The sequence below is a fragment of the Desulfosporosinus youngiae DSM 17734 genome (assembly GCF_000244895.1).
GTDB lineage: Bacteria > Bacillota > Desulfitobacteriia > Desulfitobacteriales > Desulfitobacteriaceae > Desulfosporosinus > Desulfosporosinus youngiae.
Window position 1 is genome coordinate 311074 of record NZ_CM001441.1, and the last position, 26844, is coordinate 337917.

The 26844-nt window shown below is 41.7% G+C and carries 23 protein-coding genes, 1 tRNA gene and 1 riboswitch; of the genes, 13 read left to right on the forward strand and 11 right to left on the reverse strand.

Annotated features, from left to right (window positions below; translation table 11 throughout):
* Positions 1-17 precede the first annotated feature (17 nt).
* The 3 genes from DESYODRAFT_RS01600 to DESYODRAFT_RS01610 all read right to left on the reverse strand — a co-directional run bounded on the left by DESYODRAFT_RS01600 (position 18) and on the right by DESYODRAFT_RS01610 (position 3327).
* On the reverse strand, positions 18-707 hold the full coding sequence (locus DESYODRAFT_RS01600) for a cytochrome b/b6 domain-containing protein (protein WP_345788204.1): 690 nt from the start codon (positions 705-707) through the stop codon (positions 18-20).
* Between the two features lie 83 nt (positions 708-790).
* Entirely contained in the window at positions 791-2194 is a 1404-nt protein-coding gene (locus DESYODRAFT_RS01605; protein WP_007778579.1) for a nickel-dependent hydrogenase large subunit, read from the reverse strand.
* Positions 2191-3327 carry a hydrogenase small subunit gene (locus DESYODRAFT_RS01610; RefSeq protein WP_007778582.1) on the reverse strand — a complete coding sequence of 379 codons (1137 nt, stop codon included), beginning with the start codon at positions 3325-3327 and terminating at the stop codon, positions 2191-2193. Before DESYODRAFT_RS01610 ends, DESYODRAFT_RS01605 begins: the two co-directional genes overlap by 4 nt.
* Positions 3328-3529: 202 nt before the next feature.
* On the opposite strand from DESYODRAFT_RS01610, the gene DESYODRAFT_RS01615 reads away from it, so the two are divergent.
* The 3 genes from DESYODRAFT_RS01615 to DESYODRAFT_RS01625 all read left to right on the forward strand — a co-directional run bounded on the left by DESYODRAFT_RS01615 (position 3530) and on the right by DESYODRAFT_RS01625 (position 6255).
* Positions 3530-3604, forward strand: a tRNA-Thr gene (locus tag DESYODRAFT_RS01615).
* A gap of 1297 nt (positions 3605-4901) precedes the next feature.
* Positions 4902-5618, forward strand: a complete 717-nt coding sequence (locus tag DESYODRAFT_RS28965; protein WP_007778583.1) for an eCIS core domain-containing protein — start codon at positions 4902-4904, stop codon at positions 5616-5618.
* Between the two features lie 394 nt (positions 5619-6012).
* Positions 6013-6255, forward strand: coding sequence for a hypothetical protein (locus DESYODRAFT_RS01625; protein ID WP_042338093.1), 243 nt, complete (start codon positions 6013-6015; stop codon positions 6253-6255).
* Positions 6256-6529: 274 nt separating this feature from the next.
* Here DESYODRAFT_RS01625 and DESYODRAFT_RS01630 read toward each other — a convergent pair whose 3' ends face one another.
* Positions 6530-6796 (reverse strand): hypothetical protein, encoded by a 267-nt coding sequence (locus DESYODRAFT_RS01630; protein WP_007778584.1) that lies wholly within the window; start codon positions 6794-6796, stop codon positions 6530-6532.
* Positions 6797-7166: 370 nt separating this feature from the next.
* Here DESYODRAFT_RS01630 and DESYODRAFT_RS01635 point away from each other — a divergent pair, with 370 nt between their 5' ends.
* Positions 7167-7892 (forward strand): SGNH/GDSL hydrolase family protein, encoded by a 726-nt coding sequence (locus DESYODRAFT_RS01635; protein ID WP_007778586.1) that lies wholly within the window; start codon positions 7167-7169, stop codon positions 7890-7892.
* 249 nt (positions 7893-8141) lie between these two features.
* The gene (locus DESYODRAFT_RS01640; protein WP_007778588.1) at positions 8142-9458 is read left to right on the forward strand and encodes an N-acetylmuramoyl-L-alanine amidase; all 1317 of its coding nucleotides are present in this window, start codon (positions 8142-8144) and stop codon (positions 9456-9458) included.
* A 305-nt stretch (positions 9459-9763) separates the two neighbouring features.
* On the opposite strand, the gene DESYODRAFT_RS29450 is transcribed toward DESYODRAFT_RS01640, so the two are convergent.
* Complete coding sequence (locus DESYODRAFT_RS29450) at positions 9764-9892, reverse strand: hypothetical protein (RefSeq protein WP_007778590.1); 129 nt, start codon at positions 9890-9892, stop codon at positions 9764-9766.
* Positions 9893-10335: 443 nt separating this feature from the next.
* Positions 10336-10466, forward strand: a riboswitch (SAM riboswitch).
* Positions 10467-10654: 188 nt separating this feature from the next.
* On the opposite strand from DESYODRAFT_RS29450, the gene DESYODRAFT_RS01645 reads away from it, so the two are divergent.
* The 6 genes from DESYODRAFT_RS01645 to DESYODRAFT_RS01670 all read left to right on the forward strand — a co-directional run bounded on the left by DESYODRAFT_RS01645 (position 10655) and on the right by DESYODRAFT_RS01670 (position 16167).
* Positions 10655-11851 carry a homocysteine biosynthesis protein gene (locus tag DESYODRAFT_RS01645; RefSeq protein ID WP_007778593.1) on the forward strand — a complete coding sequence of 399 codons (1197 nt, stop codon included), beginning with the start codon at positions 10655-10657 and terminating at the stop codon, positions 11849-11851.
* A gap of 5 nt (positions 11852-11856) precedes the next feature.
* Positions 11857-12258 carry an NIL domain-containing protein gene (locus DESYODRAFT_RS01650; RefSeq protein ID WP_007778596.1) on the forward strand — a complete coding sequence of 134 codons (402 nt, stop codon included), beginning with the start codon at positions 11857-11859 and terminating at the stop codon, positions 12256-12258.
* On the forward strand, positions 12259-13005 hold the full coding sequence (locus tag DESYODRAFT_RS01655) for a UPF0280 family protein (protein ID WP_007778598.1): 747 nt from the start codon (positions 12259-12261) through the stop codon (positions 13003-13005).
* 578 nt (positions 13006-13583) lie between these two features.
* Positions 13584-14639 (forward strand): DUF6385 domain-containing protein, encoded by a 1056-nt coding sequence (locus DESYODRAFT_RS01660; RefSeq protein WP_007778600.1) that lies wholly within the window; start codon positions 13584-13586, stop codon positions 14637-14639.
* Positions 14640-14710: 71 nt separating this feature from the next.
* Complete coding sequence (locus DESYODRAFT_RS01665) at positions 14711-15727, forward strand: DUF6385 domain-containing protein (RefSeq protein ID WP_007778602.1); 1017 nt, start codon at positions 14711-14713, stop codon at positions 15725-15727.
* Positions 15728-15855: 128 nt separating this feature from the next.
* Complete coding sequence (locus DESYODRAFT_RS01670) at positions 15856-16167, forward strand: hypothetical protein (RefSeq protein WP_007778607.1); 312 nt, start codon at positions 15856-15858, stop codon at positions 16165-16167.
* A gap of 44 nt (positions 16168-16211) precedes the next feature.
* Here DESYODRAFT_RS01670 and DESYODRAFT_RS01675 read toward each other — a convergent pair whose 3' ends face one another.
* The 4 genes from DESYODRAFT_RS01675 to DESYODRAFT_RS01690 all read right to left on the reverse strand — a co-directional run bounded on the left by DESYODRAFT_RS01675 (position 16212) and on the right by DESYODRAFT_RS01690 (position 23195).
* Positions 16212-17780: a glycosyltransferase gene (locus tag DESYODRAFT_RS01675; protein WP_007778609.1), complete on the reverse strand. Its 1569-nt coding sequence runs from the start codon at positions 17778-17780 to the stop codon at positions 16212-16214.
* A gap of 168 nt (positions 17781-17948) precedes the next feature.
* Positions 17949-19466 (reverse strand): glycosyltransferase, encoded by a 1518-nt coding sequence (locus DESYODRAFT_RS01680; RefSeq protein WP_007778611.1) that lies wholly within the window; start codon positions 19464-19466, stop codon positions 17949-17951.
* Entirely contained in the window at positions 19463-21223 is a 1761-nt protein-coding gene (locus DESYODRAFT_RS01685; RefSeq protein WP_007778614.1) for a glycosyltransferase, read from the reverse strand. Before DESYODRAFT_RS01685 ends, DESYODRAFT_RS01680 begins: the two co-directional genes overlap by 4 nt.
* Positions 21207-23195: a TPR domain-containing glycosyltransferase gene (locus tag DESYODRAFT_RS01690; protein ID WP_007778617.1), complete on the reverse strand. Its 1989-nt coding sequence runs from the start codon at positions 23193-23195 to the stop codon at positions 21207-21209. The genes DESYODRAFT_RS01685 and DESYODRAFT_RS01690 overlap by 17 nt, the downstream gene beginning before the upstream one ends.
* Before the next feature lie 142 nt (positions 23196-23337).
* Between DESYODRAFT_RS01690 and DESYODRAFT_RS01695 the strand changes: the two genes are divergently transcribed.
* Complete coding sequence (locus tag DESYODRAFT_RS01695) at positions 23338-24282, forward strand: DUF6385 domain-containing protein (protein ID WP_007778622.1); 945 nt, start codon at positions 23338-23340, stop codon at positions 24280-24282.
* A 179-nt stretch (positions 24283-24461) separates the two neighbouring features.
* A complete protein-coding gene (locus DESYODRAFT_RS01700) occupies positions 24462-24686 on the forward strand; it encodes a hypothetical protein (protein ID WP_007778625.1) in 225 nt (74 codons plus the stop codon).
* Between the two features lie 102 nt (positions 24687-24788).
* On the opposite strand, the gene DESYODRAFT_RS01705 is transcribed toward DESYODRAFT_RS01700, so the two are convergent.
* Both DESYODRAFT_RS01705 and DESYODRAFT_RS01710 read right to left on the reverse strand, forming a co-directional pair.
* Complete coding sequence (locus DESYODRAFT_RS01705; RefSeq protein WP_007778629.1) at positions 24789-25793, reverse strand: glycosyltransferase family 4 protein; 1005 nt, start codon at positions 25791-25793, stop codon at positions 24789-24791.
* 85 nt (positions 25794-25878) lie between these two features.
* Positions 25879-26829 (reverse strand): CgeB family protein, encoded by a 951-nt coding sequence (locus DESYODRAFT_RS01710; RefSeq protein WP_007778631.1) that lies wholly within the window; start codon positions 26827-26829, stop codon positions 25879-25881.
* Positions 26830-26844 lie beyond the last annotated feature (15 nt).

A 26844-nucleotide genomic window follows, 5' to 3' on the forward strand; every position in this document is an offset into this window, starting at 1 on the left:
TTCAAGGAAAATTTTTACTAACGATTGTTTGGAGAGGGTTTTCGTTCATATCCAGTGACCATGGCCTGAAGACGACTAATATCCTCAGTTACACTCAGATAGATATGGAGAGGAATTGTCGTTAAAAAATAAATACTGGCGATAAACTTGATCCAGCGAATAACTTGAAAACCTCCCACTGCCTTCCACACCCAAATAAGATGTTCACCTTGCCAGTAGGAGGCTAGCCCGAGAAGACTTGATACCAGAAAAAGGAGGAGCCAAGAGGTATAAATTATTAATTGCCCGCTATTATATTTTCTACTCGGAGGGGGAGAAGAACGTAGAAAGAAATAATAGGCCATAAGCTGTGGGAAATGTTTAAGATCCTGAATTCTAGGAATCAAAGAATCGTCTCTTCGAAGAAGAGCGTCTGTGATGCGTATCGCCAAAAAACCCATAGCTAACCAGCAAAAGACTAAATGAGTGGTTAAAACTTTGCTGAAATTAAGAGCCAAAAAGCTTGCAGGTTTATGTAATTGAAGGCCGGAAAATATTACTCCAGTTAGACTTAAAGCGAATCCCCAATGAAAAATCCTGACCCAAATCGGCTGAGAGTGTACAAATATTCCCTTCACGTTTCCCTTCTTAAGTTGTTTCATGAGAGGTTTTCTTAGTTTGACATGATGTTTCATGTTGCTCCTTGCCTTTATATAGCACTTTAGCATTTAAATAAACTCCCGATGAGATTTAATGTTAGGAGACATGAAGTTTTCAATACTGTATATCCAATGTCTCCGAAAACTTTGTGTCAGACTTGAATTTCTAGGGCGCGGACATTCTCTCTATCTATGATATGTACGCTGCAGGAAAAGCAAGGATCGAAAGAGCGAATGACACGACCTGCCTCCTTTAGATCTTCGGATTGGATTTTTAACCCGAGTAAGGATGTTTCCCCAACACTGCGTGTTCCGGCCCCATCACGGGCACCAAAGTTTAGTGCTGAAGGGGTCACGATTTGATAGTGTTTTACCCGTATGTTTTCAACAGCTATCCAATGCCCTAAGGTGCCGCGCATAGCTTCATGAAGCCCGATCCCTACTCCGGAATCCTGCCCTATTTTTCGGTCCAAGGTTTCGGCTCCGGGTTCAAGACGATTTAGCCACTTCAGAGCCGTTTTCGCGATTTTCTTAAGTTCAAGTGTTCGTGCCCAGGTCCGGCCGAGACAACCAGTACCGATGACCTCTTCCTTATTGATAATGGCACGTGCCAGGGGACCGGTTTCTACGGGCTGACCGCGGTAACGAGGAGATTTGACCCAAGTATATCCTTTGGCTTGACCCCGGTCAGGAACCGTGACCTCATCCATTGGATGGAGGGGACCGTGAGGTTTATACCAAGCGTTCGTGACATCTTCCGTAACATATTTTTCATTAAAGCTTTCTAGTTTACCCTGAAGAATGACTCCTTCCGGGAAAAGTGTGCTTCCCTCCGGACTGGGGAAACCGCCCACCGACATATAGTTTCCAACCCCTTTTCCAAGGTCAGCGTACTCAGGATACCGCTCAATTATCAACTTAACATCTGGAAGAAGTATGTCGTCGATAAAGCCGAGAATCATCATCATATACCCACGATAACGGTTTACTTTATCTGCATCAACTTCCATACTAGCGCCTCCAGGAACAATCCCATGGCCATGGGGGGCCTTGCCTCCGAATACAGCAAAGGCAGCGTGGGCTTCTCGAGAAATTTCTATAGCCTTAAAATAGTGTTCAGTCATACTTATAGATTCTTTGCTTGATAAACGCAAGTCCGATTCTGAATGGGGAATAAAGGGAGCAAGATCTGGGCCGCGAAAATAATCGGGCATGGTATATAGGTAAAGATGACGGATATGGTTCTGGATAAAATCGCTGGCCAGAATAAGATTGCGCAGTAACAATCCATTAGGGGGGACTTGCATGCCTAAAGCCTGTTCTACCGCCAGTGCCGCAGTAATGGCATGGGCAGACGAACAAATGCCACAGATGCGTTGAGTGTAATACGGCATATCCATTGCAGAGCGTCCAATTAGGATTTGTTCGAATCCGCGATAAAGTGTATCAGAAATATAGGCATCCTTGATTTCTCCGTTATCAAGGTAGGCCTCCAATAACATAGGATTATGGATTCGAGTCAAAGGAAAGATGGTTTTTTTCTCCAGTTTGGTCACTCCTGATTCTTATTTTTCTTGAGTCGATACTGATGAAATGCCTTGACCTTTTTTATAGCTGGTCGATGTTGAGACTTGACAGAGGATCTCAGTAAATTCTTTTGGAGGCGTCCCTTATAGAGCGATGTCACAATATGTCCGGTAATAGCTACGGAGGTTAATCCTAAAACCCCGAGCCCAATCGAGTCTGTGTTAACTTTGGTCCCACCGGGGAAGGGAATGTCGGGCAAATGAACCGTAAATGGGGACATCAAATCAGGATATCCGGGTTCCGTACACCCGATACATGGTGTATTACAGCCAATCGGCCAATTGAAGCGGTCATTCCAACGGCGAATCGGGCAGTCGGCATAGGTCACGGGTCCTTTACAGCCTACACGAAATAGGCATTCTTTTTGTCCGATATCTGTAGCAAAAATTCCTTGGTCATAATCACGTCTGCGAGGGCAGCGGTTATGCACAGTTTCACCATAAAATAGCTTTGGCCGTCCGAATTTTTCAAGTTCAGGTTCGCCATATAAGGCCAGATGGAGTAAAGTGCCCATGATCCAATCAGGATGAGCGGGACAGCCGGAAACATTAATAACTCTGCGTTCAGGCAGGATGTTTTGGACTCCGGTTGCTTGGGAAGGATTAGGATAACCGGCGGCCGGTCCTCCATAAGCTGCACAGCTGCCTATAGCAACAACGTATTTTGCTTTGAGCCCCATATGGCGGACAAAATCAATTCCCGTAATTAACTTATTATTATCATAATCATAAGCCACATGGTTATAATTGCCCTCATCACGTTGAACCATAGCTCCTTGGACAATAAGAATATATTCGTTGGGCAGCTTTTCATAGGTCTCGCGAAGAATGCCATAGAGAGCATCGCCTTGAGCTTGATTCATGATCCAGTCATAGCGCCAATCGACGATGTTAGTAAAAATATCAGAAAAGGTTGGTGTCCAAATATTATCCAAGGAAATGCTGTCACCAGTACAAGTACCAGTCTCAATCATGATCACAGGAAGTTTCCTAACCTCACCTGCTGATACTGCTTCTGCCAGAGGAGGGGAGATAAGTTGAGAAAGATTGCCTAAAACGGCTCCTTTGACGACTAATTTCAAAAAGTCACGTCGGCTTAGCATGGTTAATCCCCCTTGGGAGGGTATTATTTCCAAAAAGACGAAAATAAACACCAGTTTTTCTAATAGTTTCTTGTAATTTTTATTAAATTTTTCTTAACAAACTAATCGACTTATGTTATACTGTCTAAGTCGAATGAACTGGCCTATTTAACAGGGCATGTACTGTTGTTATTTGAATAAGTCAGATCAAGGCTTTTATTGTGCCAATGTGGCTCAGGGGTAGAGCAGCTCACTCGTAATGAGCAGGTCGTCGGTTCGATTCCGACCATTGGCTCCACTGGAAACGTAGACACCGCAAGCGATTGCGGTGTTTTTGTTTTTGTGAAGATAGACCATTTTGCCTGAATCGTTGCAACCCGATTTTTATTCACTTTAGCAAGTTTCTTTTTCCTCAAGTGACTATCAATTTTTGAAGCGGATTTTCTTTTAGTTTTCTTCGAGCAGCTGGCAGGTTGATAGCGGGAGGAGAGGGTGTGAGAGCGATAAACTTCCTAACTAATCGGCCTTTTCGTTGGATGTAAGATTAATCCCCTACTTATCGCAATTAGTGAGGACAAAGTTTAAAATACTTAAATCACTAGGAATCCTTTCGGCCACTCAAATAATGGGTGGCCTCCTACCGATTATAGTTGCGCTAATAAAAAGGAACCTCCGCGTCCGAAGGTATGCACAATGCCTTTAAGCCTATAATAGTATAGTTTCTCTTATAACCTCATACGTTTGTATTTGAAAATTTTAGGGTGTATAGAAAAATTGTGGTTAATGAGGTTGGTGAATGTAGTTGACTAAGGTGTAAAAATGAGGTGATACAAGAGCTGTATGAGGAGAGTCTGAGGTTTAAAGCGTTTGATCGGATGATGCGGACGAATAAGGGGATATGGGGCACAATGTAATAGTTACAAAGAAAAAGGCCTAGGCAAACACCTAGGCTAAACTTGTTAAAATAATAATCTGCAGCGACAAGGTTGTGGTGGTGGTGGTAAGATCGGTCTCTGAAGCCTTCGTAATTGCCCAATAATTATAAGCAGTAAAATAATAATTATTATTAGCGCTACACAAATCATATACTTTCACCCCTTTATCTTAGATTCCTATAAGATTGAGAGGTTTCTTGATTTATACTATTCGGCATGTCCATAAAATGTTCGGGATTGGGTGATGCGGAGTAACATTCTATAGTTCTCGATTTCTTCATTCGACCTCTTTCTTTTCGCCAAGGCTAGCACCTCATTTTATTTGGATATGATACCATTATTATGGCCAGTTTAAATAAATCTTAGTGATAATGCGAGTTTAACCGGTTCTTTATAGGATACAAGCTTACAATTGTATCGCTAAAATTGCCCCACTTATTTAGCCCTCTCTCGCTTAGTTTCGAGGGAAGGCTTTTGTGTTAAGCTTTCATATTTTTATTCGTTTTAATGTATGTTCAATACTGTTTCTGTAAAAAATGGGGGATATTTCATATCCAGGAGACAAGTTTCTCCTATTTTTGCGAAGAAGTTATGAGATAATTAGCTTATCATTTTATCTCAAATGAAAATTTGGATTATCGTTAATAGATGGGGGTATATATGTTTACTCAGTCATCGAAAAAAATAGATTCTAACGGAAAAAGAGCTGTATCTGTAAATTCGGAAAAAGAACAAGGAATTCTAAGTACTCCTAGCTTTTCAGCATCTCCACAAAACCTAATGCAATTTGGGCATATGATTGGGAATGGTAAAGTTCTGCAGATCTTACAATCTCAGTTCACCCAGCGGCCAGATGGGTTGCCCATGCAACGGAAAGAGATTGGAAATACATCATTGAATGATATGGCTGAACGGTTTAGAATACCGGGTCAGTTTCGTAGCCAAATACAGAAAATGAATGCCCCGGAAGTGGAACGGCATGATAATGCTACAGGAATGCCTGATAAACTTAGGACCGCAGTAGAAAATATTTCGGGTTTATCAATGGATAATGTTAGGGTGCATTATAACTCAGATAAACCATCGCAGGTAGGTGCGTGGGCGTATGCTAAGGGTACTGATATACATGTGGGGCCGGGACAGGAAAAACATTTACCCCATGAGGCATGGCATGTCGTACAACAAGCACAGGGTAGAGTAAGACCGACGATGCATATGAAGGGCTTAGGTGTAAACGAGACTGAAGCCTTTGAACATGAAGCTGATATTATGGGTGAAAAGTTAAAAAGTGGTACTTACCTTAACTATACGCCTAACCAACAGGAAAATGACAGAATATCCTTGTGCAATGATAAGGTTTTAGAACCAATTATTTGAAATAATAACCTACCAATACAAATGGTCAAATATGTTATTGAACAAAGAACGGGACAACGGAAAACAGTTGATGATGACTATGTGTTAAAGTGGGGCGAAAGATTTGCAACTCCAAGTGATAAACTGGAACCAACAGAGCAACGGCCAATAGTACCGAAGCCAATAGAGCAACAACTCATAGTACCGAAACCAATAGTACCAATTCATCGGGAAGGCGTAGATTATCCAAGAGGGTTTCATAGCTATCAGGATTTTAGAGATAAAACAAGACGAATCGCTCAAGTGTCAAGAAAAGGGAAAATAATAGTATCAGGCAGTTCCGTTACGGGTTTCAGTTACCTAGGATAAAGCTTTTAGAAAAGGTGGAATACCTGAAGAAAATAGTGACATAGATATGGGAATTGTCGATCCCGTGCTAGCTGAATCAGATCAGGTAGATCAAAGGGGTTTTCCAATTCGTCGATCTCAATTAAGACATATTGAGTTGTCCACTGGAGAAGTTATGAAAACAAAAAACAAACATAAAATGGGCATTAGAGTGTTTCCTCAGATGCCGAAAAGACAAATTATTGAACGGCCACATACACCAGTAGAAGAAAGACATTATGACGAATATGGAAGAGAAATACTACAATAGTATTAATCCACTTTTTGGATAGAGCAGACGAATTATAGATGGCAAAGTAAGGACTAGGAATAGTCTTTTCTTTTGCCTAAATGAATTGATAATTTACCAATAAAAATCTGCAATCAAGGATTTAAGGCACTTCACGTGCCTACAGACTGTCGAATTGGAGATTAACATTTTGGGGTAATACTAATAAGGACGCTTAAAATCCTAAGCGTCCTTATTAGTATTAAATCTTTGACCAGATCCTATAGAACAGCATTACTATCCTTTTACGATTAATTTATTTAATGATATAACGTCTCCAAGGAATTCTATGAGGATCTATTTTCGCCAGGAACTTCACTATATCTTGTTGCCCAAAGTAAGTAGATTTTCCTTGTGAGTCTTTGCCCATTAGGATTATAGGCATATTTGGGAAAACATGCCTATAAGCATTTGTAGCTTCTAGATTTTCTTTACTATTTTTAGTAATGGTATGCTTAACTACAACAATCGCAAAAGTAATACCCTGCTCCTTAACCACGGCACCTTCAATTAGATAACTCATTAACTATCATCTCCTTAAAATACAAAGAATTAGTTTATCAAACGACTTACTAAATTCGACACAAAAGGAAAAAAACCTGTTACTAAAGCATATTTAAAGAGGATGTTGAAATCTTCGTATAAAATCAAAGCTTAATATGCCCTATTTGATTATTTCCATTATTAGCGATTAGCTAACAATAGTTATCACTATGTCTATCTCTGTACTGACCAAATTCATTTTAAAAAAATAAAGATGATCAAGAGAATAGATTATACTATATTAAAAAACAATTAGCCCATAATTAGGTAATAAGAATTCGAATATTGTTATGTGGGAAGCTTAAAAACAAAGTAGTAAAAGTATCCCTATCAGAAAGAGAGTAGGAACAATGAAGAAGATTATTATAGTTTTATTGATAGTATTACTGGGATCAGCTATGGTCGTGGCAACATTTGCCAAGGACCAGAATCTAACGGGTATCACTAAACTAAGAAACGGAACAGTTAACGCTGTAATCCTCGGGGACTCAATTGCCGTTAGTCAAGGTGCTTCAGATCCCTTAACAACGGGATGGAATTCGGAACTTAAAACATCTTTATTCAACAAGTATGCTAATAATATAGTGTGGGATAACAAAGCTTCAGCAGGACATCTTATTGATTATTCCTTACAGAGAGCAACAGAGATAGTTAGTACTACGGATGCTGTATTTATTTGCTCAGGAAGAATCGATAGAAATTTCGACACACCAGATCAGTTCGGAAAAAAATATGCTCAATTAATCAATGATATTAAAAGCAGAGCACCTAACGCGGATATATTTTGTATCGTAGAACCGCCTATGATTTCTTCAGACGAATCGTTATTTTTAGGCATCAGAACAGCTATTATCGATGTGTCTGCGAATACCGGATCAAACTTGTTAGACGTGTGGAGTACATTTCCACAAAATCAAGTTGACTTGGTTGAATATTTGCTGGATGGGCTTCATCCCAATGACAAAGGATATAAGCTTATGTCAGATTACATATATAATCAAATAGTAAAGGTGATAAACGAAGTCAAGAGGCGTAAGACTGTTATACCTATTCAGCAGTTTTTTTCCATACATTAGAATCTGCAGGAAAGTGAATCGGATTTGAGCTTATGTATATTTTTAAAAAAGCTTTGTTTATTCTAAATGGTAAAACATATATATCACAGAACAATTGATGGCGGACTAAGAGGTAACAATCTATTTTTTGGCGGATAGCGGTACTTGAGATTTGCAACTCCAGGCAAGAATTTATTCTCAAAATTGAAAGGTGTTTAAGACTGAACGCATTCCAAGCTCCTTGAATAGAATGAAAAGGGAGGGTTTGACGTGAAAGTATGTGTTGATCCAGGGCATGGTGGTTATGATCCGGGGGCTGTTGGGAATGGATTAAAAGAGAAGGACCTAACCCTGGATATTTGCTTCAGGCTCAAGCCATTGCTTGAGTTCAATGGGATAAGTGTAATACTGACTCGTGAAGGAGATCACGCTGTTGGGCATCTTGAAAATGACCTAAATGGAGAATTACGGGCTCGAGTCGAGAGAGCAGAATCAGCGAAAGCAGACCTGTTTGTTTCTGTCCATATAAATGCCGGTGGGGGTACAGGGGTAGAGGTGCTGATCATAGGACTCGGAGGAAAGGCCGAAATCGCTGCTAAAAAGGTATTGCCGTTTCTCGTTCAAACTGGAGGATGGACAAATCGCGGAATAAAAACCCAGAATATTATGGTGCTTAGGGAAACAAGCATGCCTGCAATTTTGACTGAGAATGGGTTTATCGATAAGACAGCAGATGCAGAAAAGTTAAGGGAACCTAATTTTCGTCAAGCACTTGCTGTAGCTCACGCTAAAGGGATCTGTGATTATTTTGGCATTCAATACAAAGAATCAACATCTTCACTGCCCAACCCTAATAGTATGTATCGAGTCATATTAGATGGTAAGCAGATCATGGCTTTAAGTTCTCGGGACCATGCGATCACTGAGGTGAAAAAAGCCATTGATAGCGGCCAGGCATCAAAGGGGATTGTACAGCGGACGTCAGACGGTGTGAATATTTTCGAGTATTTGACAAACCAAATAGTCTTAAAAACTCCTATAATGGGTAAAGAAACGGTCACTATTGAGCAGTGTAAGCAGTATCTATTGAAGTATAATCCTAATGCACCAGATATTATCCCCCTATACAAGAAGAATGGGGAAATGTTAGACATTAGATGGGGGTATGCGGTGGCCCAAATGATAAAGGAAACCGGTTTCCTCAAATTCAATGGGGCCGTCAAAGCTGAGCAAAACAATTTTGCTGGAATTGGGGCTACAGGAGGCGGAGCTCAAGGCGCGACATTTTCTACAAAGGAGGAAGGAGTGTTGGCTCACTTAGAGCACTTATTTGCCTATGCAACAGCGGATCCTTTGCCGGCAGGAGTTCCAAAGGTAGACCCCCGTTTTGATTTGATTAAGAGAGGAAGTTGTCCGAACTGGGAAGATTTAAATGGACATTGGGCAGTTCCGGGGAAAGGGTATGGCGAGGATGTAGTCAGAATTTATAATCTGATGGACAAAGAAGTGGTATCCGATAACGATAGTGAAATGTCCATTTTGAGGAAGGTCTATGAACTTATATCCGATTACTATAAAGGCAAATAACATCTCGCTGATTCTGTTACGGATGTCATAGAGCTAAGTTGACCGTTGATTTCAGTTGAGAGCATGATTTTTTCTGCCAAGTTGTTCCTGTGGGTAAGGCATTTTTCATGAGAATGCCTTATCTTTATTTGTATGTTCATGTTAAGACGTCTTTGGGGGAGCAATAGTCTTTTCATGTGAAGAGCCGGGCTTATGCCCGGCTTTGAGGAGTTTTTTTCTTAAATGGAGAATTTTTACCTCGATCTGGTTTTCCAGTTTGAGCTTTATCTGTTGCTTTATTTGACATCTAGATACCTCCCCTGTAATTAGCTAGGATTGTACGTTATTTGTCCATCCCGGCCATAATCCGTGCGCCCGTCCTGATCGGCTTGGTGGTTAAAGGGTAGGTCTTCGCGCTTAGGAAATGGTTTTTTAGCTTGCTTGGGCTGATTCATAGTAATCCTCCCTTTACATTGGAATACGTTTAGAATACCCAATAGTTGCTTAATTATGTTTAAATTAGACCTTTACCCGCAAATTTAAAATCCTTTAAGATTCCAGTCATTCCAGGCTGCCAGTATGCGGGTACCCCCGGACAAAGGAGTTATGACACGTTAGAGTAAGGTTAAAGTAGGACAAAGTGCGTTATCAAAGACATAAAAAAGGATCTCCTTAGAGTTTAAGGAGATCAAAGAAGAGGACTAACTACATGAAGAAAATGAAAAAAACTTACCACTATTATATGGAGGAATATGTCGATTATATTATGTTTTATATATGAAATTTTTTACATCTATTAAATTAGACTATACCATTAACTTCTAAAAACATCTAAAAAACCATATTGACATAACATAAGCTAGATGTTAGACTCAGCATAATAAATTGAATTAATAGGCTCTTATCCGGAGTGGTGGAGGGACTAGCCCTATGAAGCCCGGCAACCAGCTTTTAAACTACGACATGTCCATGGTGTGGACGAAGCATGGTGCTAATTCTTGCAGGAGAGATTTTCCTGGCAGATAAGAGGAGTGTCGAATAATGAGATTTTGGCCTCTTCTATCATAGAAGGGGTCTTTTCTATTTATTATTTTTTTATTTTACCTCTGAAGTCTAGTTGAAGCTAATCAAAGTTCATATTGGACCTTGGATATGAGACAGGTTAATTCTTGGCGGAATTTAGGTGCAGAAGGTGTAACAAATCTGGAGGTGGAGTCATGAGTGTAGAAAAGACGTATGCGGAAATTAATTCTAAGATCAAAGCTGGTAAAGCAGTTGTTGTGACAGCCGAAGAGCTTATTGCTATTGTGGAGGAAAAAGGTCTCTCCAAAGCAGCCCAAGAGGTTGATGTGGTTACGACAGGCACGTTCGCGCCAATGTGTTCTTCAGGTGCCTTTTTGAGTTTTGGTCATACAAAGCCGCGGATGAAAATGCAGAAAGTTTGGCTGAACGGGGTCGCTGCTTATACAGGAATAGCAGCAGTTGATGCCTATATCGGTGCGACTGAGATGCATGAAGATGATCCGTTAAACAGCAATTATCCGGGTGAATTCAGATATGGGGGCGGGCATGTCATTTCTGACCTCGTCGCACGCAAACCGGTTAAACTCAAAGCGTTAGGCTATGGTACAGACTGTTATCCCCGTCGAAGCCTTGAAACGACCATTACGTTAGATGAGATCAATGAGGCAATTCTCTTTAATCCTCGCAATGCCTATCAAAATTACAATTGTGCCGTAAATCTGACCAATCGCACGATATATACGTATATGGGAATGATTAAACCTCATTTAGGAAATGCCAATTTTTCCACGGCAGGGCAGCTGAGCCCGCTTTTAAAAGATCCGCACTTTAAAACAATCGGAGTGGGAACCAAAATATTCCTTGGCGGTGGGATTGGCTATGTTGCCTGGAACGGAACCCAGCATTTCCCATCTATGATTGATGTAGAGGGCAAAGAACTCGGCAGTGCAGGGGGGACACTTGCCCTCACAGGGGACTTAAAACAAATGAGCCCTCGCTGGCTTGTTGGTACCAGCTATCTGGGATATGGTGCAACGCTCAGTGTTGGAATTGGCATACCTATCCCCATTCTAAATGAGGAAATCGCTCGCTATGCTGCTAAGAAGGATGAAGAGCTGTTTGCCCCTATCGTCGACTATGGCGAAGCATATCCTTCGTTTACACCGGGGAATCTGGGATATGTCAGTTATGCAGATCTCAGGAGCGGGAAGATTGCCGTCAATGGTAAGGAAGTGCCCACGGCTCCATTGTCGAGTTTGCCGCGGGCCCGGGAGGTTGCCGCTACCTTAAAAGGGTGGATTCAAAAAGGAGAGTTTCAGTTGACAGAACCGGTTAAAACTCTTCCTTCACCTGCTGATGGTTTTATCGCTCACAGTATAAAGGAGGATTGATTAAAGTGTCGCCGAAAAGAATTGTTTTGCGTTTTGGGACAGACATCTCGGTTAAGCCTATAGTTTATCGCTTGGTTAAAGATTACGATCTAGTGGTTAATATCGTGAAAGCGGACGTCAACCCTCAAAAAGAAGGTACAATGATCTTAGAGGTTACCGGAGATCAAAGTGAAAATGGGCTAAACTATTTGCGAGATCTAGGAGTATCAGTTCAGGCCCTTAATCAAGAAATCGTTCGCAATGAAGATAAATGTGTCATGTGTGGAGCGTGCACAGGGGCTTGCCCAACCGGTGCTTTATATATGAAACGCCCATCTATGGAAGTAGGTTTTGATGGAGACCAGTGTGTATTTTGCCAGCTTTGTGTGAAGGTCTGCCCAATGTGGGCTATGGAGGTTCGTCTGTAATTGGATTATATAGAACGGAGTTATCGGCAGAATCATCGCCAAGAGGATTTAGTTCATTTTCAGCTTGTTGTGAAGGAAACAGATCTGGATATTGGGGTTCGGAAAGAACGATTCTCCCCTGAATTGGTTGAGTGGGTAGCCGAGACGATTCAGGCCTGTCGTAAACCCCTGGAAGACTATATTCAAAAGGATCAGGCTTTTTTAACCGCTTTAACCCCCTACCCCGTGTTACCAGATGCTCCTGGAATTGTCCAGACTATGGCGGAAGCTGGGCGTCTGGCTGGAGTTGGGCCAATGGCAGCGGTTGCTGGGGCGGTAGCAGAGTGGGTTGGAAAATCTGTCGCCAAGCGTTCGCGAGATGTAATCGTGGAAAACGGTGGGGATATCTTTGTGCGTACAACTCGGATTCGCAAGGTTGGGATTTTTGCAGGAGAATCACCACTATCAAATCGTGTGGCAATTGAGGTCAGACCGAATCAGACTCCCCTTGGAATTTGTACTTCTTCTGGCAAAGTGGGTCATTCTTTGAGTTTTGGAAAAGCGGACGCTGTAGTTATACTCTCCTCCTCGGTCCCCTTAGCGGATGCAGTAGCCACAGCAACTGGGAACCTTGTTCAGACAGTGGAAGATTTAGAAGGAGCCATTGAATTTGCTTCTCAGATTAACGGAGTCACAGGGATTCTGGTTATCAAGGACGACCGACTAGCGGTTTGGGGAAGTGTGAAACTACTGCCGATTAATGCTTAATGAGTATATTAATGTGGCAGTCTACCAATATTTAAAAACGATATGAAGTTTGAAGATAATGCTTAACCTATAAAATAATAGGCTTTAAAAGGAAGAGATATATCAAGATTTAGTCTCTTCCTTTTCCTTTATAAAAGTAAAAAAAGAAACCTCCCCGTCGGGAGGTTTAAGTTTTTGCGCTAATGTCTTAAATTTCTTTTATATAACTTGTATGATACAAATTTAGCACGAATTGAGGGAGGAATCAATGCCCAGTTTTTAGGAATTTTTAATAAAAGCAGTTAATTCATTAATACCACTCAACTTAGAGCGAAATAATTCCCCTTTTTAAATAAATTCTAAAAATAAGAAGAAGATAGCCGTTTATAGAAAATAAAAAGAAAGAAATGACATTTCCCTAAATATTTAAGACTCATTGTTATTGAAGAACTTTGTTTTTCCATTCAATCTCCAATTTGTCGGAGGGTTAAGATTTTTGTCTTTATAAGGTTGTCTAGTTAGTGATATTTTTAGGTGTTGACAGATAGGATAAGTTGAATGTACTTTATTAACTGTCCAAGTGTGGGAGGGACCTTAAGATGAAAAAAACTATAAAGGGCACATTCAATAGAGTACCTAACGGCGATTTTCTAAGAAAAAGCAACTTTCAGGAAAGTTTTCCAGACGCCTGGTGCGAAATCGGGGGAAATAAACAATCTAGTTGGAGTTTTAAGCAGGAACCTCGGGAAGGCCCATTTCTGGAGATTAGTAATACAACTGCCCTACGAGCGGGAATTATCCAGGTGCCTGAGGCGGCTCTCAACGTTGGAAATGTCAGGGAATGGCTCATTAAAACTACCCTAAGAGGTGATAGGGCTAACATTCAGGCTTATTTACGTATTTACCCAATTTCTTCAAAAGGAGAAGTATCCAAGCCTTGGGAATATTGCTTTGGACTAGGGTTAGAGCGAGAACAGATAAAGCAGGTCATTAGTGCCGGATCTGATGTGGATTTCTTGCGTTTAGAAACTGGAATTATTGGACCAGGATCTTTGGATATATACAAGATAATAGGATATTCATTGTTTCCGAACTGTATGAAAAGGCGTGTGAAAAAGGTTAAACAAAAGCCCTGCCGTATTAATTCTATACAGACAATTGGAGAAATAATTAAGCCAATTCAGCTTGCTGACCCAATTCCCCTTAAGATACCGGTAAACGTTCAAGCAAATGTAAATGCTGATGTTCGAAATCTGACGCCGATTCGAGACAAAGTACAGATATTTGGAAGTCATCAAGTTCCCATAGCGACTTCAGTATGTGGTCGAGTGCAAATGGAAATTAGCGGGCATGGGTTTTATGAAAGTCTTGAAGATGTTACGGCTAGTGAAACTATAGCCTCAACGATTACCCGCGACATTTCGGGGCTTACTCGTTGTTCCTTTGCGGTTTTAAATGTCGGCAGCCAACCTGCATACGCACAAGCAGAGCTTAGCCCTGATGGCGTTCACTGGGCAGAAGAGGGAACTACACATGATGTTAATCTAGGGAAATTAATTCTTATTACCCCAACTAAATTTTTACGTTACACAAGATTAAGCTTCTGGTCAGAGAATTCGACTAGATTACGAATTTGGGTTCAAGCTCAAAATTGATGCTATTAACATAATATATCATATGCATAGATTTAATTGACAACTAAAAACGTTTTTAAGGTGGGTTGGAAATGACTGATATAAATCAAGTCTATAATAGTCATTTCCTTTTGTGGCAGGAAGGTAATCCAGACTTTCCGGATGGATGGGCTACTGTTGGAGGAGATAAAGCAACGAAGTGGGAGTGGATCGGCTTGCCGGATGGTCCCAGAGCTATTAGAATCATGCATCCATCGGGACCGAGAGCGGGGATTATTCTTGAAAATGATGTTGTGGTGCCTGCCGGAGAGGGACAACGATGGGAATTTCGAGTGGTCCTTCAAGCGGAACCAACGGAGATTCTTTGCTATATTCGAATATATCTAGGTGCCGTAAGCCAGTATTTATTTACCGTGCGACCAGGCTCAGAACCAGAGGAATATATTCGGGTTTTTTCCACACCGACCGGTGTAACTGGAATTCGGGTTGAGATTGGGATTCTCGGCGAGGGAGTTATAACTATTCACGAAATTCAAGGACGGAGGCTCTACCCTAGGCGAGAATTACGGCTTGATGAAAAAGGACAGCTATATGTTCGGCATATCGATTCCATAGGAAAGATACAAGCACCAGTTTCGGTAAGACTTGTTAGTCCAATTCCGATACCTGTTGATGTAAGAACTTCAACTGAAACAAATTTGCGAGATTTAACTCCCACCCGTGATGGTATAAAAATTTACGGTAGTAATGGGAATTCCATTGAGTCAACCTTAGATGGTTTAATACAAGTTAAGATGGCAGGAAGAAAGTATGTGCAAAGTGTTGAATCAGTGACTTCGTCAAATGTAGCTGTTGCAACCATTCCTAAAGATGTTTCAGAGGTAAGTGCCTACTCCTATGCAGTTCATAATACTGGAGCAGAAGAAGTCGTGGTTCAATTACAAATTAGCCCGGACGGAGCAATCTGGACAGCGGATGATTTAGAATGTGTGATATTCCCCGGAAATCTAGCAGTTTTTACTCCGAATCGCTTTCTACGTTATGTACGCTTGATATATCGATCACAATCGCCTAACTCTCTCATTGTTTGGTTTCAAGGTCAGGGGTAGGAACTATGCGAGTGACAAAAAAAGTTCCTAGTTACCTGGGCTTAAAGGAAACAAGAGAACCGTCCCCTTGCGTATGGAATATATTGGAATAATAAAGGAAAAGTTTGATCTGCAAAGGGGAGGTTGGCATGGACGGGCTTGCTTTGATCTTTTTATTAGCAGTAGTAGTTGAGAAGGTCGTTGAGATCTTTAAAGATATTGTGTATGCAATTCCGGTTTTCCCCGATAAGTTTAGGCCACTTACTTTAGAAGTATTGAGCTTAGCGTGTGGAATAATCCTCGCATTTCAGAGCGGCATTAATGCCTTAGAACTTCTGGATGTTAAGATTTCCAATCCTTCGATAGGGATAGTAATCACAGGACTTGTAATAGGAAAGGGAGCAAATTTTGCTCATGATTTTTTTCATTCTTTTAGCAAGAGTAAAAAGACGTTAGGGTAGTGTCTCTTTTTCAGGACCACGGGTCTAGCATAGGCGCTTTATAGTCATTCCCATTCCATTAAGTTCGGGCTAGGGTCCAAGATCGAGTGATATTGTTCCAAACTGCCATAGATGCCGTTGGGATCAAGCCGTTTATATCGGTAATACTTCTCCAAGCGGTCTTGGGGGCTGAGCCAGCCAAGATGTTTGATTCTAAGAGGACTGGTCCCTCCGCGCAGGTCAGTAATATTTTTAGGAAACCTCCCGCAGTGTTGGGGGGTTTCTTGCCATTTAGCTTGAAAGCCAGGAATATTGCGGACGATAAAGGGACGATACCATTTGTGGGCTTGCCAATAGGAATCCTCTCGGTAGAGCCTTTCTGTCCATAAATCAAAAAGACGAAAACTAATGTAATCAATATCTGAAGCGTGAGTAAATAACTCACGTAGTTGTTTAGGACCATCGTCTTCGAACATCTCATCAGCGTCTAAAATTATAATCCATTCCGAAGAGGTATTTGTGGCCATTTCCCAGAGATGTTTACGAAGGAGTATTTCGTTATGAAACTGGGGTTCATGGTTGGCGTGGAGTGTTAAGGGGAGTCCTTTTAGGATTTCTTGGCATAACTCTATAGTATTGTCCTCGCTGGCATCGTCTAATATAACAGCTTCGTCAATATACTCAACGGCCTGTGTTAAAACCCGCTCCAGGTAGCGGCCGGATTCATTATGGACTAACATCGCAAGGGTAATTCTGCCTGGAATCAGGCTCGGTTTAGAGTGTATTTGAGATCGATCAAAAAGGGGTAAGTCAGATTGTTCAAGTGAAATGTTTCCTTTGGTATAAGTCAGGTTTTCTTTGTACTCTCGCAGTTTATCAAGCTCCGATTCTCGATAGATATGAAAAGGTGGGTAATGAGTATCGGCATAAAGCTCTAGCCCCAATGCCGCAGCTCGTATACAGAAATGGCGGTCTTCTCCAGTAAATCCCAGGTTATATATTTCTTCAAAAGATACTCCTCGTCTTAGAGATTGCCGACTAATAAGGGTACAGGCCCCTAATCCGCCGACTTTATAGGTCCCTGGTTGAGAGAGCATTTGAAGAAATTCTTGGGTTTTTTTAGTTATTTCGGTTTCATCCAGGAGCTCTCTTCTCGATTTATAAAGAGTATATTGATCCTCCATCCACACTTGGGGTAGTGGAATAAGCTCAGGTTTCCATTGCGTCCAAAAGACTTCAGATACGATATCTTTTTTAAGTGAAAGTAGATGGATCAGAGTTTTAGGATCTAGGTAGAGATCTGAGTCCACGAGAAAAAGATAATCGTACCCTTCATCGAGGGCCAGTTTAATAAAATCATCCTTATAACGAGCTACTTTCCAGATTAGATCCTCTCGCCAATAGTGGGTTGTCTCGTCACAAAGGTAATCTGCCTTACCCTCACCTGAAAAAACTCGGACATTAGGATGCTCAAGGGCAAAGCGAGAGAGCAGAGTATGGTCATTATGATCATCTATAAAGCTAAAATCAAGCTTCACTTGGTTTGTTTCTAAGCGAATAAGTGAATCCAGGAATTCAGCAAGGATTCTTTCATGTTGTTTGACAGGACTGGCCAAGAGAACACGACAACTCATGATTTGTTAGCCCCTTCCATGAAAATTAATTTGACTCAAGTAATACCCGGCCTTCTTGCTTCAGTGACGATAGTCTCTGGTACCAAATTCTCCTGTGGAGAGCTTTGCTGAAGCTGTCTTTCCTAATTGGACCCTTAGCGGCGAAGAGGTAGGCTCCCACACCAAGGACTAGATATTCAACTTTATTTGAACAAGTTCACTCTGATCTACTAAGTGACAAAGAATAGAAAATGTATTTTTAAGTGTGCGATTAACTCGATGTTTGATAACGAAATGAGCGTTTTCCATGTCTTTCATCAAGGCCATACTACATAACCGAATTTCTTTAAGCGCTAGTGTCAAGCATTGACAGGCGATGTTTTGGGTCATATCATCGGATTCCGTTATCCTTCTCTCCAAAACCTTGAGAAAATGGCTGATAGTTTCTAGGAGCTCCTGATCACAAAAAGAACTGGTATTGAACGTTCGATAGAGGGCCAATACGAGTATAACAAGGTAGAGTTCTAAGTTGATACTTTTTAAACTAGTAAGCATTTCTTGCCAGGATTCGGAGTTCGGCCAGCTCTCGCCAAACAATGCACGTTCTAATAAACATTCTATGGGATAGCCTTTTCGAATCAGGCTTATCAACTGATGTAAAGGATAAGCAGAAAAGGGCGTGTATGCGAGGGCTCTGGTGTAAGCATCTTGAGCTTGGGGATAATTGCCGGAAGCTTGGTAGGCGTCGCCAAGGAGACAATTTACCTGGTAAACGGTCGTTAATTGAATGGTTCCGATACCCAGTGCCCGTTCGAAGTCCGCAACCGCTTGACAGTAGTTTGATTGTTGAAAGTAAGCAAATCCACGGAGACAAAAGAAATCCGCTTGACCTGGGTACATACTTAAAGCCTTACCTAAAAAATCAATTAATAGGTCGCTTTTTTCAAGTCGGAGATAGCCAAGAGCGATACTCAGAAGAGCGTCTTCAAAGTACCCTTCATTCCCTGACATACGTGTTAAGGCCTTTTTTAAGTGATTTAAGCCCTCAAGGATAGAGTCTTGTTGATAATATTCCAGCCCCAGGCAGTAGAGCAGGAAAGGATTGTCTGGATTCAGTTTGAGTTCCTGCGTAATGATTTCGCTGTTTCGAGAAAATTTTTCTTTAGAATTTAAACAATCTCTAAGATAACCGTAGTGATGAATTGTGATTGGAACTGAGGCTAAACCGCCGCCATTATTAGCTTTAAGAATCGAAGGGGCTACTTGTTCATGAATGGCTCCCTCAAATCGATAATCAAGTCTATTTCGAAATAAGCGTACAACCTGATCACAGGATTCGCTTATTGTCGAATCAAGATAATTTTTGATACGCAGAAAATATCCTTCAACTTGGCTGTCGGTTAAGAGTTCATAGAAAGCCTGAGGGTCGATTGTTTCAAGAACTTCGTCAGCATCAAGGACAATAATCCAATTCGAAGCAGCTTGTTCTAGAGCGAAGTTTCTGGCGGCAGAGAAGTCTTTTGTCCATTCCAGGTGAAATAGCTTTACTCCTGCGGCAAGAACTAATTCTCTAGTATTATCGGTACTTCCCGTATCGACAATGATGAGTTCATCCGTCAAATTTCGAACGCTTCGGATTGCAGCTAAAACACAATCTTCTTCATTTTTGACGATCATACATAAGCTAACAGTTTCTTTAGTCTTCATGACTCGACCAACAACCGTCTATCTCCATATTTAGCAGTAAATTTGAGTTTGACATCTTGTAAACGTTGATCATAATCGTTGAGAAGCCACTGGAACCCCTTTTCAGTAGCTTTTATGAGTGCTTCAAGGCCTAGGCCATAAGCGGCAATCAGGGATTTGGAAAAGAATTTCGGAGATTGATAACGCTTATAATCTAGGAATAGTTCAGTAACCCATGGAAGCAGTTCCTTCTCGCGAATTTTTAGTGGAGATGGGGGAAGAGTTTGATTTTGCATAAATCGGATTAACCATAGAAAAATGTGAGCCTCTCCTCGAGTCGCAGGATGTTTCCAAAGCTTAATCGCTAAGGTTTTAGCTTTTGATAAATTACCGAGCAGAATTAATGAAACTATTAAGAGGGTTTGGGCAGAGTTGTAATAAGGGCTATTTTTCGTAATCTGAAGTAAGGAGTTAAAGCCGGTCTGAAGCCTGCCGGAATATATACAGTACTTTCCATAAAAAAATGGGAAATCCTCATCATCTAGAAAAATATTTTTGTAGGTTTCTAAACAGCAAAAGGCCTTATCTGCATGGTTGGAGCGGAAAAAAAGCTCAGCCGAGGTAAGGCAGTTAAGGGGAATTTCTAGCAATCCAAGAGCGTCTAAGTGTTGATAACAAAAAGTGGGACCTTTTTCATTAAGCAAATTTAAAAAGAGTGAATAGAGAGGGAAATGATATTTCGGGTTGAGCTTAAGGGCAGTCTCATAAGCATTTCTGGCTTCGGGAATCTTTCCGATTCTGTCATAACAGAAGCCTAAATGATAGTAAGCTAAAAAACTTTCTGTGCCTGTGGAATGGCTAAGCAATGCCGGGGGAGTACCACAAGTAATTGCTTTATCAAACCACTTCAGCGCAATATAGTATTCTTCTTTTTCTTCCAACAGAAGTCCGCCCAGATAAAAAAGATCTGTAAAGTCCGGGTATTGTAAGCTCGTTTCCAGGCAAAGGGAGAGAGCTTCGTCGAGCTGACCTAACTCTTTAAGAGATAGGAGAAGATATTTTAGTGCAGGAGTACGAAAAAGCAGGTGAGCATCGCTTAGATTGTTGTAGGCTTTTTTTAGAAAAGGCAGAGCATAGCCTGCTTTACCCAGCATGAGCCACTCGACCCCTAAATAATAATGTAAAAAGAGGTTATCGGGGTCTTCATAAGCGGCTTTTTTTAGAAGGGCCAGGTTCCGGTTTCTTTTTTGATGACGTACTTTCAGAGGCAGAGATTTATGCTTTAAGATAGGACTTGTGGCAAGTCCAACATTTTGTTGATTTGGAAGGGAGACCTGTTCATGAATTTTACCGACATACCTATAACTCTCGTTATTTCTAAACAACCTGAGCACGTAAAACGTATTATATTCTTCTGTAGAATCTGAAACGGGGTTAAGAAGAGGAAGCAAGAATGCCTCTTTATCTTGTTCTCTCTGCAGCAAGGTATGAAGGTTGTTCTGATCTTGATACTCAACTTCTTCGTCGGCATCCAGAGCTAAGATCCAATCCCCCGAAGCTTGTTCAATAGCAAAGTTTCTAGCGGCACTGAAATCGTTGTGCCAAGGAAAGGAGTATACCTTTGAGGTATACCGCTGAGCAATGTTGACGGTATCATCCGTTGATCCTGTATCGACAATAACTATTTCGTCAACGTCGTTTTTGACACTTTCCAGACAGCTGACCAGATGAAAGGATTCATTTTTTACGATCATAGTGAGGCTAATCCGTCGCTTCATGGCTGGATGCAACCTCCTCTGATAGTTCCTTAAAAATCTTATTATCAGGGTATTTTTCAAGGGCTTCATTTAAAATGGTTTGTCGCCAAGCGGTGTAGAGTTCTATAAGACGAACATAACAGCGGGGAGTATCTGGGTCCAATCGGAGAGCATGTTTATAATGTTGTTCAGCTTCAGAATGCCTTCCCAGGTGATAATATATCTCAGCAAGCTGGAAATGAGCTTCAACGGATGGATTTGCTTCAATAGCTGTTTGTAAAAATGGAATAGCTCTGCTTTCCTCGCTATAGTTTATAAAGATTCCAGCAACCTTCATGCAATATTCTGTTAACGCATTGGGGTGAAGAACCTGTAGGAAATACATTGCGCGCTTGATTTCTTGCAGAGCGACCAAACGCTGGACAATATCAAGCAATAGCAACATCCCCTCTGGTCCTAAAACTAAGTTTGAAGAAGGTGCTGATTCTTCTGAATAAGTTAAAAAGAGGGAAATTACATTTTCCGTATCTTGTGCTAAGCCAAGGTTATGAAGCGCTTGCCATAGGGTGCGGACTTTCTGGGATTTGTTTTGAATCCAGAAGCAAAATAGTCTATTAACGGCGGCTATAGGATATTCGGGGCTTTCCAGAGGGAAATCTTCAAGAAGTCTTAAGGATTCAAAGAAGCGTCGTTCCTGAATGAGACAAATCCCTTTTCTAAGCTTAATATCGGATGAAGCAGGGAAGCCATCTTCAACTTGATCTAAATAGTGGAGGGCTAGCCCATAGGCTCCATACCTAAAATAGATGTCCCCCATAAGGAGATTAGCTTCCGAAGTGCAGAAATCGCAGACTTTTTCTAGGCATTCCATCGTATAAAGAGGTTCTTTAGCTGGCTTCAGAATACGAACAAGATGTTCCAAAGCATGAGTAAATCGTGTGTTGTCACGAAGGCTATAGAGGTAGTACTTAAGAGCCTCCTCTTCATCTAAAAAGATCTCAGCGATTTGGGCCAGATAATAATAGGATCTAAAACCTCTGACTCCGCCAAAGGAGGCGTATTGTGGTGGTTGTTCAGGCATAGACAGAGCCTGGAGAAAAGCATTTTGTGCCTGAGAATAGTGCTTTAAGTCAAACAAGATAAGTCCGGTATAGTAGTAAAGATCCGCATAGTTAGGGAAGAACTTGAGGCCTAGATTAGCAGTATTAAGTGCTTCTTGCAGTTGACCGGAAGACTGTTGGGCTATGACAATATAGCGTATGAGTTTGGGAAAGTAGATTGTATTCGGATCAATGTCGGTTGCAGACTGGATTAGGACCCCGGCTGCTTCGGCATATCGTTCAGCCCGAAATAGTTCAACGCCATAATGATATTGGAGCAAGCGATTTGTAGGATTTTGCTCAAGTTCTTTCTCTATTAACATCAGGTTGCGGTGTTTCTTATCCTTCTCTGTTATAACTTCATCTAAATAACCGTGATGGATGATCACAAAATCTTCTGCTATCTGATAACAAGCCCGGGGGTTTTTCTCTAAAATGACATCGGCGATCTGTTCGTGAATCGCACCACGGAAATGATAGTCCTTTTTATTGCGGAAGAGCCGAAACACAAGGTCAGGAACAGACTCAATCCACCCCTCTTTTCCCAGGTAATTAACAATTTTGACAAAGTATCCTTCAGCCGTGTTGTTTTGAATCAAGCGGGTTAAGATTTTCCGACTATCGGACGATAACTCTTCATCAGCATCTAAAAATAAAATCCAATCTCCCTGAGCGAGCGCCAAGGAGGCATTTCGAGCATCACTGAAATTATCGTTCCAAAGGAAATGATGTATGACAGCGCCATATTGGCGAGCGATTTTACACGTAGAATCGGTAGACCCTGTATCGACGACAATGATCTCATCAACGATGCCAAATACGCTATTTAAGCACCGACCTAGGGCTGCCCCTTCATTTTTTACAATCATGCACAAGCTGATCTTTTTCGCCATATCTTATTTGCCTCACATCTCTTTCTCGTTTTAATAATATATGCATACAAAAACTGAAACTTTACGTCAAGAAAGAGAATAAGCTGTAGTATGTAATCTGGATAAATATGGATTACAGCGAAAGGAAGGGAACAGTAAAGGGATGGCGAATTTTAAAATTTTCCAAGACAACCCCGATCAGGCAAAGGTCAAGATATTTGGGGGTAATAATCAGGCATTAAACACAGACTCTTCGGGTAACCTAACGATCACTTCGACTGGTTTGGCGATTACTCCACCGACAGACGGTCTAGCCATTACGTCAACAGGGTTAGCGATTACTGCACCGACGAATGGCCTGACGGTGACCGCAGCGGCAGAAGGACTGGCGATTACCCCACCGACGGGTGGTTTGGCGATTACTCCGCCGACAAATGGCTTAGCCATTACGTCAACAGGGTTAGCGATTACTGCGCCGACGAATGGCCTGACAGTAACGGCAGCGGCAGAAGGACTGGCGATTACCCCACCGACAGGTGGTTTGGCGATTACTCCACCGACAGACGGCCTAGCCATTACGTCAACAGGGTTAGCGATTACTGCGCCGACGAATGGCCTGACAGTAACAGCAGCGGCAGAAGGACTAGCGATTACCCCACCGACAGGTGGTTTGGCGATTACTCCACCAACAGACGGTTTAGCGATCACGTCAACCGGTTTGGCGATCACCCCACCGACCGGCGGTTTGCTTGTTACCTCCGCAGGACTTTCCATTATCAGCGCTACAACTGATGTATCTGCAACTCTTGCAAATATTACGGATACAGCAGGAAGCGGGGACACAACGTACAATGTGCTAGGCGTTGAAACCTGGACATTCGCAGTAGTCAACGCCTCATTAGCAGAAAACGCCCAAGCACTGGTAACAATGCAGATCAGCCCGGATGGGACAAATTGGTTAGACGAAGCTGGTCCGGTTACTATTAACCAAAACTCTTTAACCACATTGGTATCTTCAATATTTCTTAAGTATGCAAGGGTATACTATAGTGCAGTGAATGCAGCGAGCGCAGTTACACTAAACGTTTTTTTTCAGGGTGAATTGTAGAGAGCGAAGCAAGGAAGGCCAGAAATTCTGGTCTTCCTTGCTTTCAAGAGGTAACCCCCCAACAATGAATGGGGGATTATTACTATCTCCATCGATACCATAAATGAAGATGAAGCAATTACCCTTTAATAGACATAGAATATTATGCTAGAAGGGTAATCTAAAAGGGAGGGGCTAATATGGCGCAATCCAGCTGCATAAAATGTGGAAACAACCGATTTGAAGTTGTCCACGCCAATAATCTTGAAGGAACGACTCGAGCTGTACTCTTCGTACAATGCACCAGTTGTGGATCCGTAGTTGGTGTGCTTGATTTCTTAAATGTTAGTGTAAAAGCAGAACGTATGAAAAATGATCTAAGAATCTTAGCAGAAAAGGCATTGAATCATATTAAAGAAAATTAATAGGTTGACAAGGGGACGGGGTTATTGACAACTTAATGTTGTCAATAACCCCGTCCCCTTGTCAACCTTGTCAGATCTGTCACGAAAGTCCCACTGTTACATTTAAGGACCTTGGTCAAGGACTTTATGATAGGCTTCTAAGGTTATCTCAGCGACTCTCGACCAAGGATACTGCTTCTGGACGTGCTGCATCAAAGGTGTTGGAGATGCATTAAAGGATTGTTCTAGAGCAGTACGTAAACTCATGTCATCGAGTGGACGTACATAAAGGGCCATATCCTGAAAATATTCCTTAGGACTTCCTTGGTCTGTAGAGATGACAACTGTTCCGCAGGCACTGGCTTCTAAGCTGGATAAGCCTGGGGTTTCAAACCAACTAGGTAAGGCATGAACTTTAGCTGCCGAATAAGCAGAAGCAAGAAGTTCGCCTTGGAGAGTACCGATATGAGTGACGTTTGAAAAGTCTTTTACATTCTTGTAATAATTTTGGTCATTAATGGGTCCTAAGAGAACAAGAGGGAGATCCAATTCCTCACATATTTTTGCTAACCAATGCTGATTTTTACGTGGAGATATTCGTGCTGCGCAGAGGATAAATTCTTTCGGCAGATCAGGAAATTGTTTTCGGAATAACTCAGGAGTGGCCCCCATAAATGAATCTGGAAATCCATTAGGTGTCACCTGATAGGGCGCGTGTCTGAGAAAGTCTTGTCGAAGAACCTCCATTTCGATCTGACTATTTGGTAGTAGGAGATCACATTCTCCTAAAAGACGTGATCGCATGGGCTGCATATGTTTCCAAACCGCTAGTGCGTTAGAATTGGCACCTTCGCGTTTAAGGTAAGCGTTAGGCGGCCAGTAAATAGGAGATATAATAATTTTTTTTGCTTGTTTTTGAGCATTTAGAAAAAACATATAACTCTCTTTAATACGAGTAATATTGAAAATATGAACAAGGTCATAAGAAGAAAGCTCGACATTTGGATCGGCGGATAGATGCACTTCAATGCCAAGGTTTTTAAGTGCTTGCCCGGTCGAAACTATTTGGACGGTATCTCCGGCAGGGTTTTTCATAAAGTCCGGACGAGCCTGGAAAAGTATTTTCATACAAAATCCTCCCCATAGAGAACTTGTTTACCGACTGGTAAAGGGAGTTAGGATCTAGCCTATTCAGCGGAATTAATAACTTAGGCTATAACTTTTGAAGATACTCGTAAACGGACTGGATTCGGTGCTGATAGGTATGATTGCGGTACACTTCTTCCTGTCCCTGGCGAGCAATCTTTTGACGGAGGTCTTCGCGGTTTAGGTAAAAACGCACAAGTTCTAAGGTTTCATCTGGATGACGGCTCCAGACGAGATGGACATGGTTTTTAAAATAGTTTTCAAGGGCTGGCGTCCAGTGTGTTAGGAAAAAGGCTCCACAACCTAAGGTCTCAAAAGTCCTCATGCTCATCATTGTAAGAGAGTCTATAACAGAGTGTAAGCCTAGAACGATCTTCGCTGAGGAATAAGCGCTGGGTAATCGGTCGTAAGGCAGATATCCTTGATATACATTGGGTTCTAACGTATAACGGTCCGTATTTACTAACCAGTGTTCGTTACCGAAAACTTTTAATTGAAACTCTTTAGAGCGTAAGGGAGTAAGGATTGTTTCCAGTCCTATTTTCCTTTGAGGATACGAGGTGTAATAATTAGCAACGAGAAGTAAGTCGCAAGAATACTCTGCTGATGGTGTGACTGGACGGTGGAAGGCTGGATTACAGGCAAAGTGAAAATAACGTGCGCGCATTTTTTCCCGTTTATAAAGGGAAAGACACTCTTGGGCGGGAGTAAGGACCAGACTGGCTCCGCGTGCCAAAGGACGGGACATACGAAGCCAATCTGGGGGATCATCGATAGCCCAATAGACGAGTGGAAGTTTATGACGGCGTAAAAGAGGAAATAGTTTTCGAGCCACCGTTGAAATCGAAACACCCTCTGCTAAAGCAAAACTGGGTTTCCACGTCCGAAGCAGCGCGGTTAAACTGCCTTCCCAACCGGATTGATGCACCGGAATATAACGAATCTCATCTGAGGGGGAAAAACCTGAAGCTAATCCATAACGCAACAAAGAGGAATCATTCAAAAATAGAACATTCATTTTAATAATGTCTCC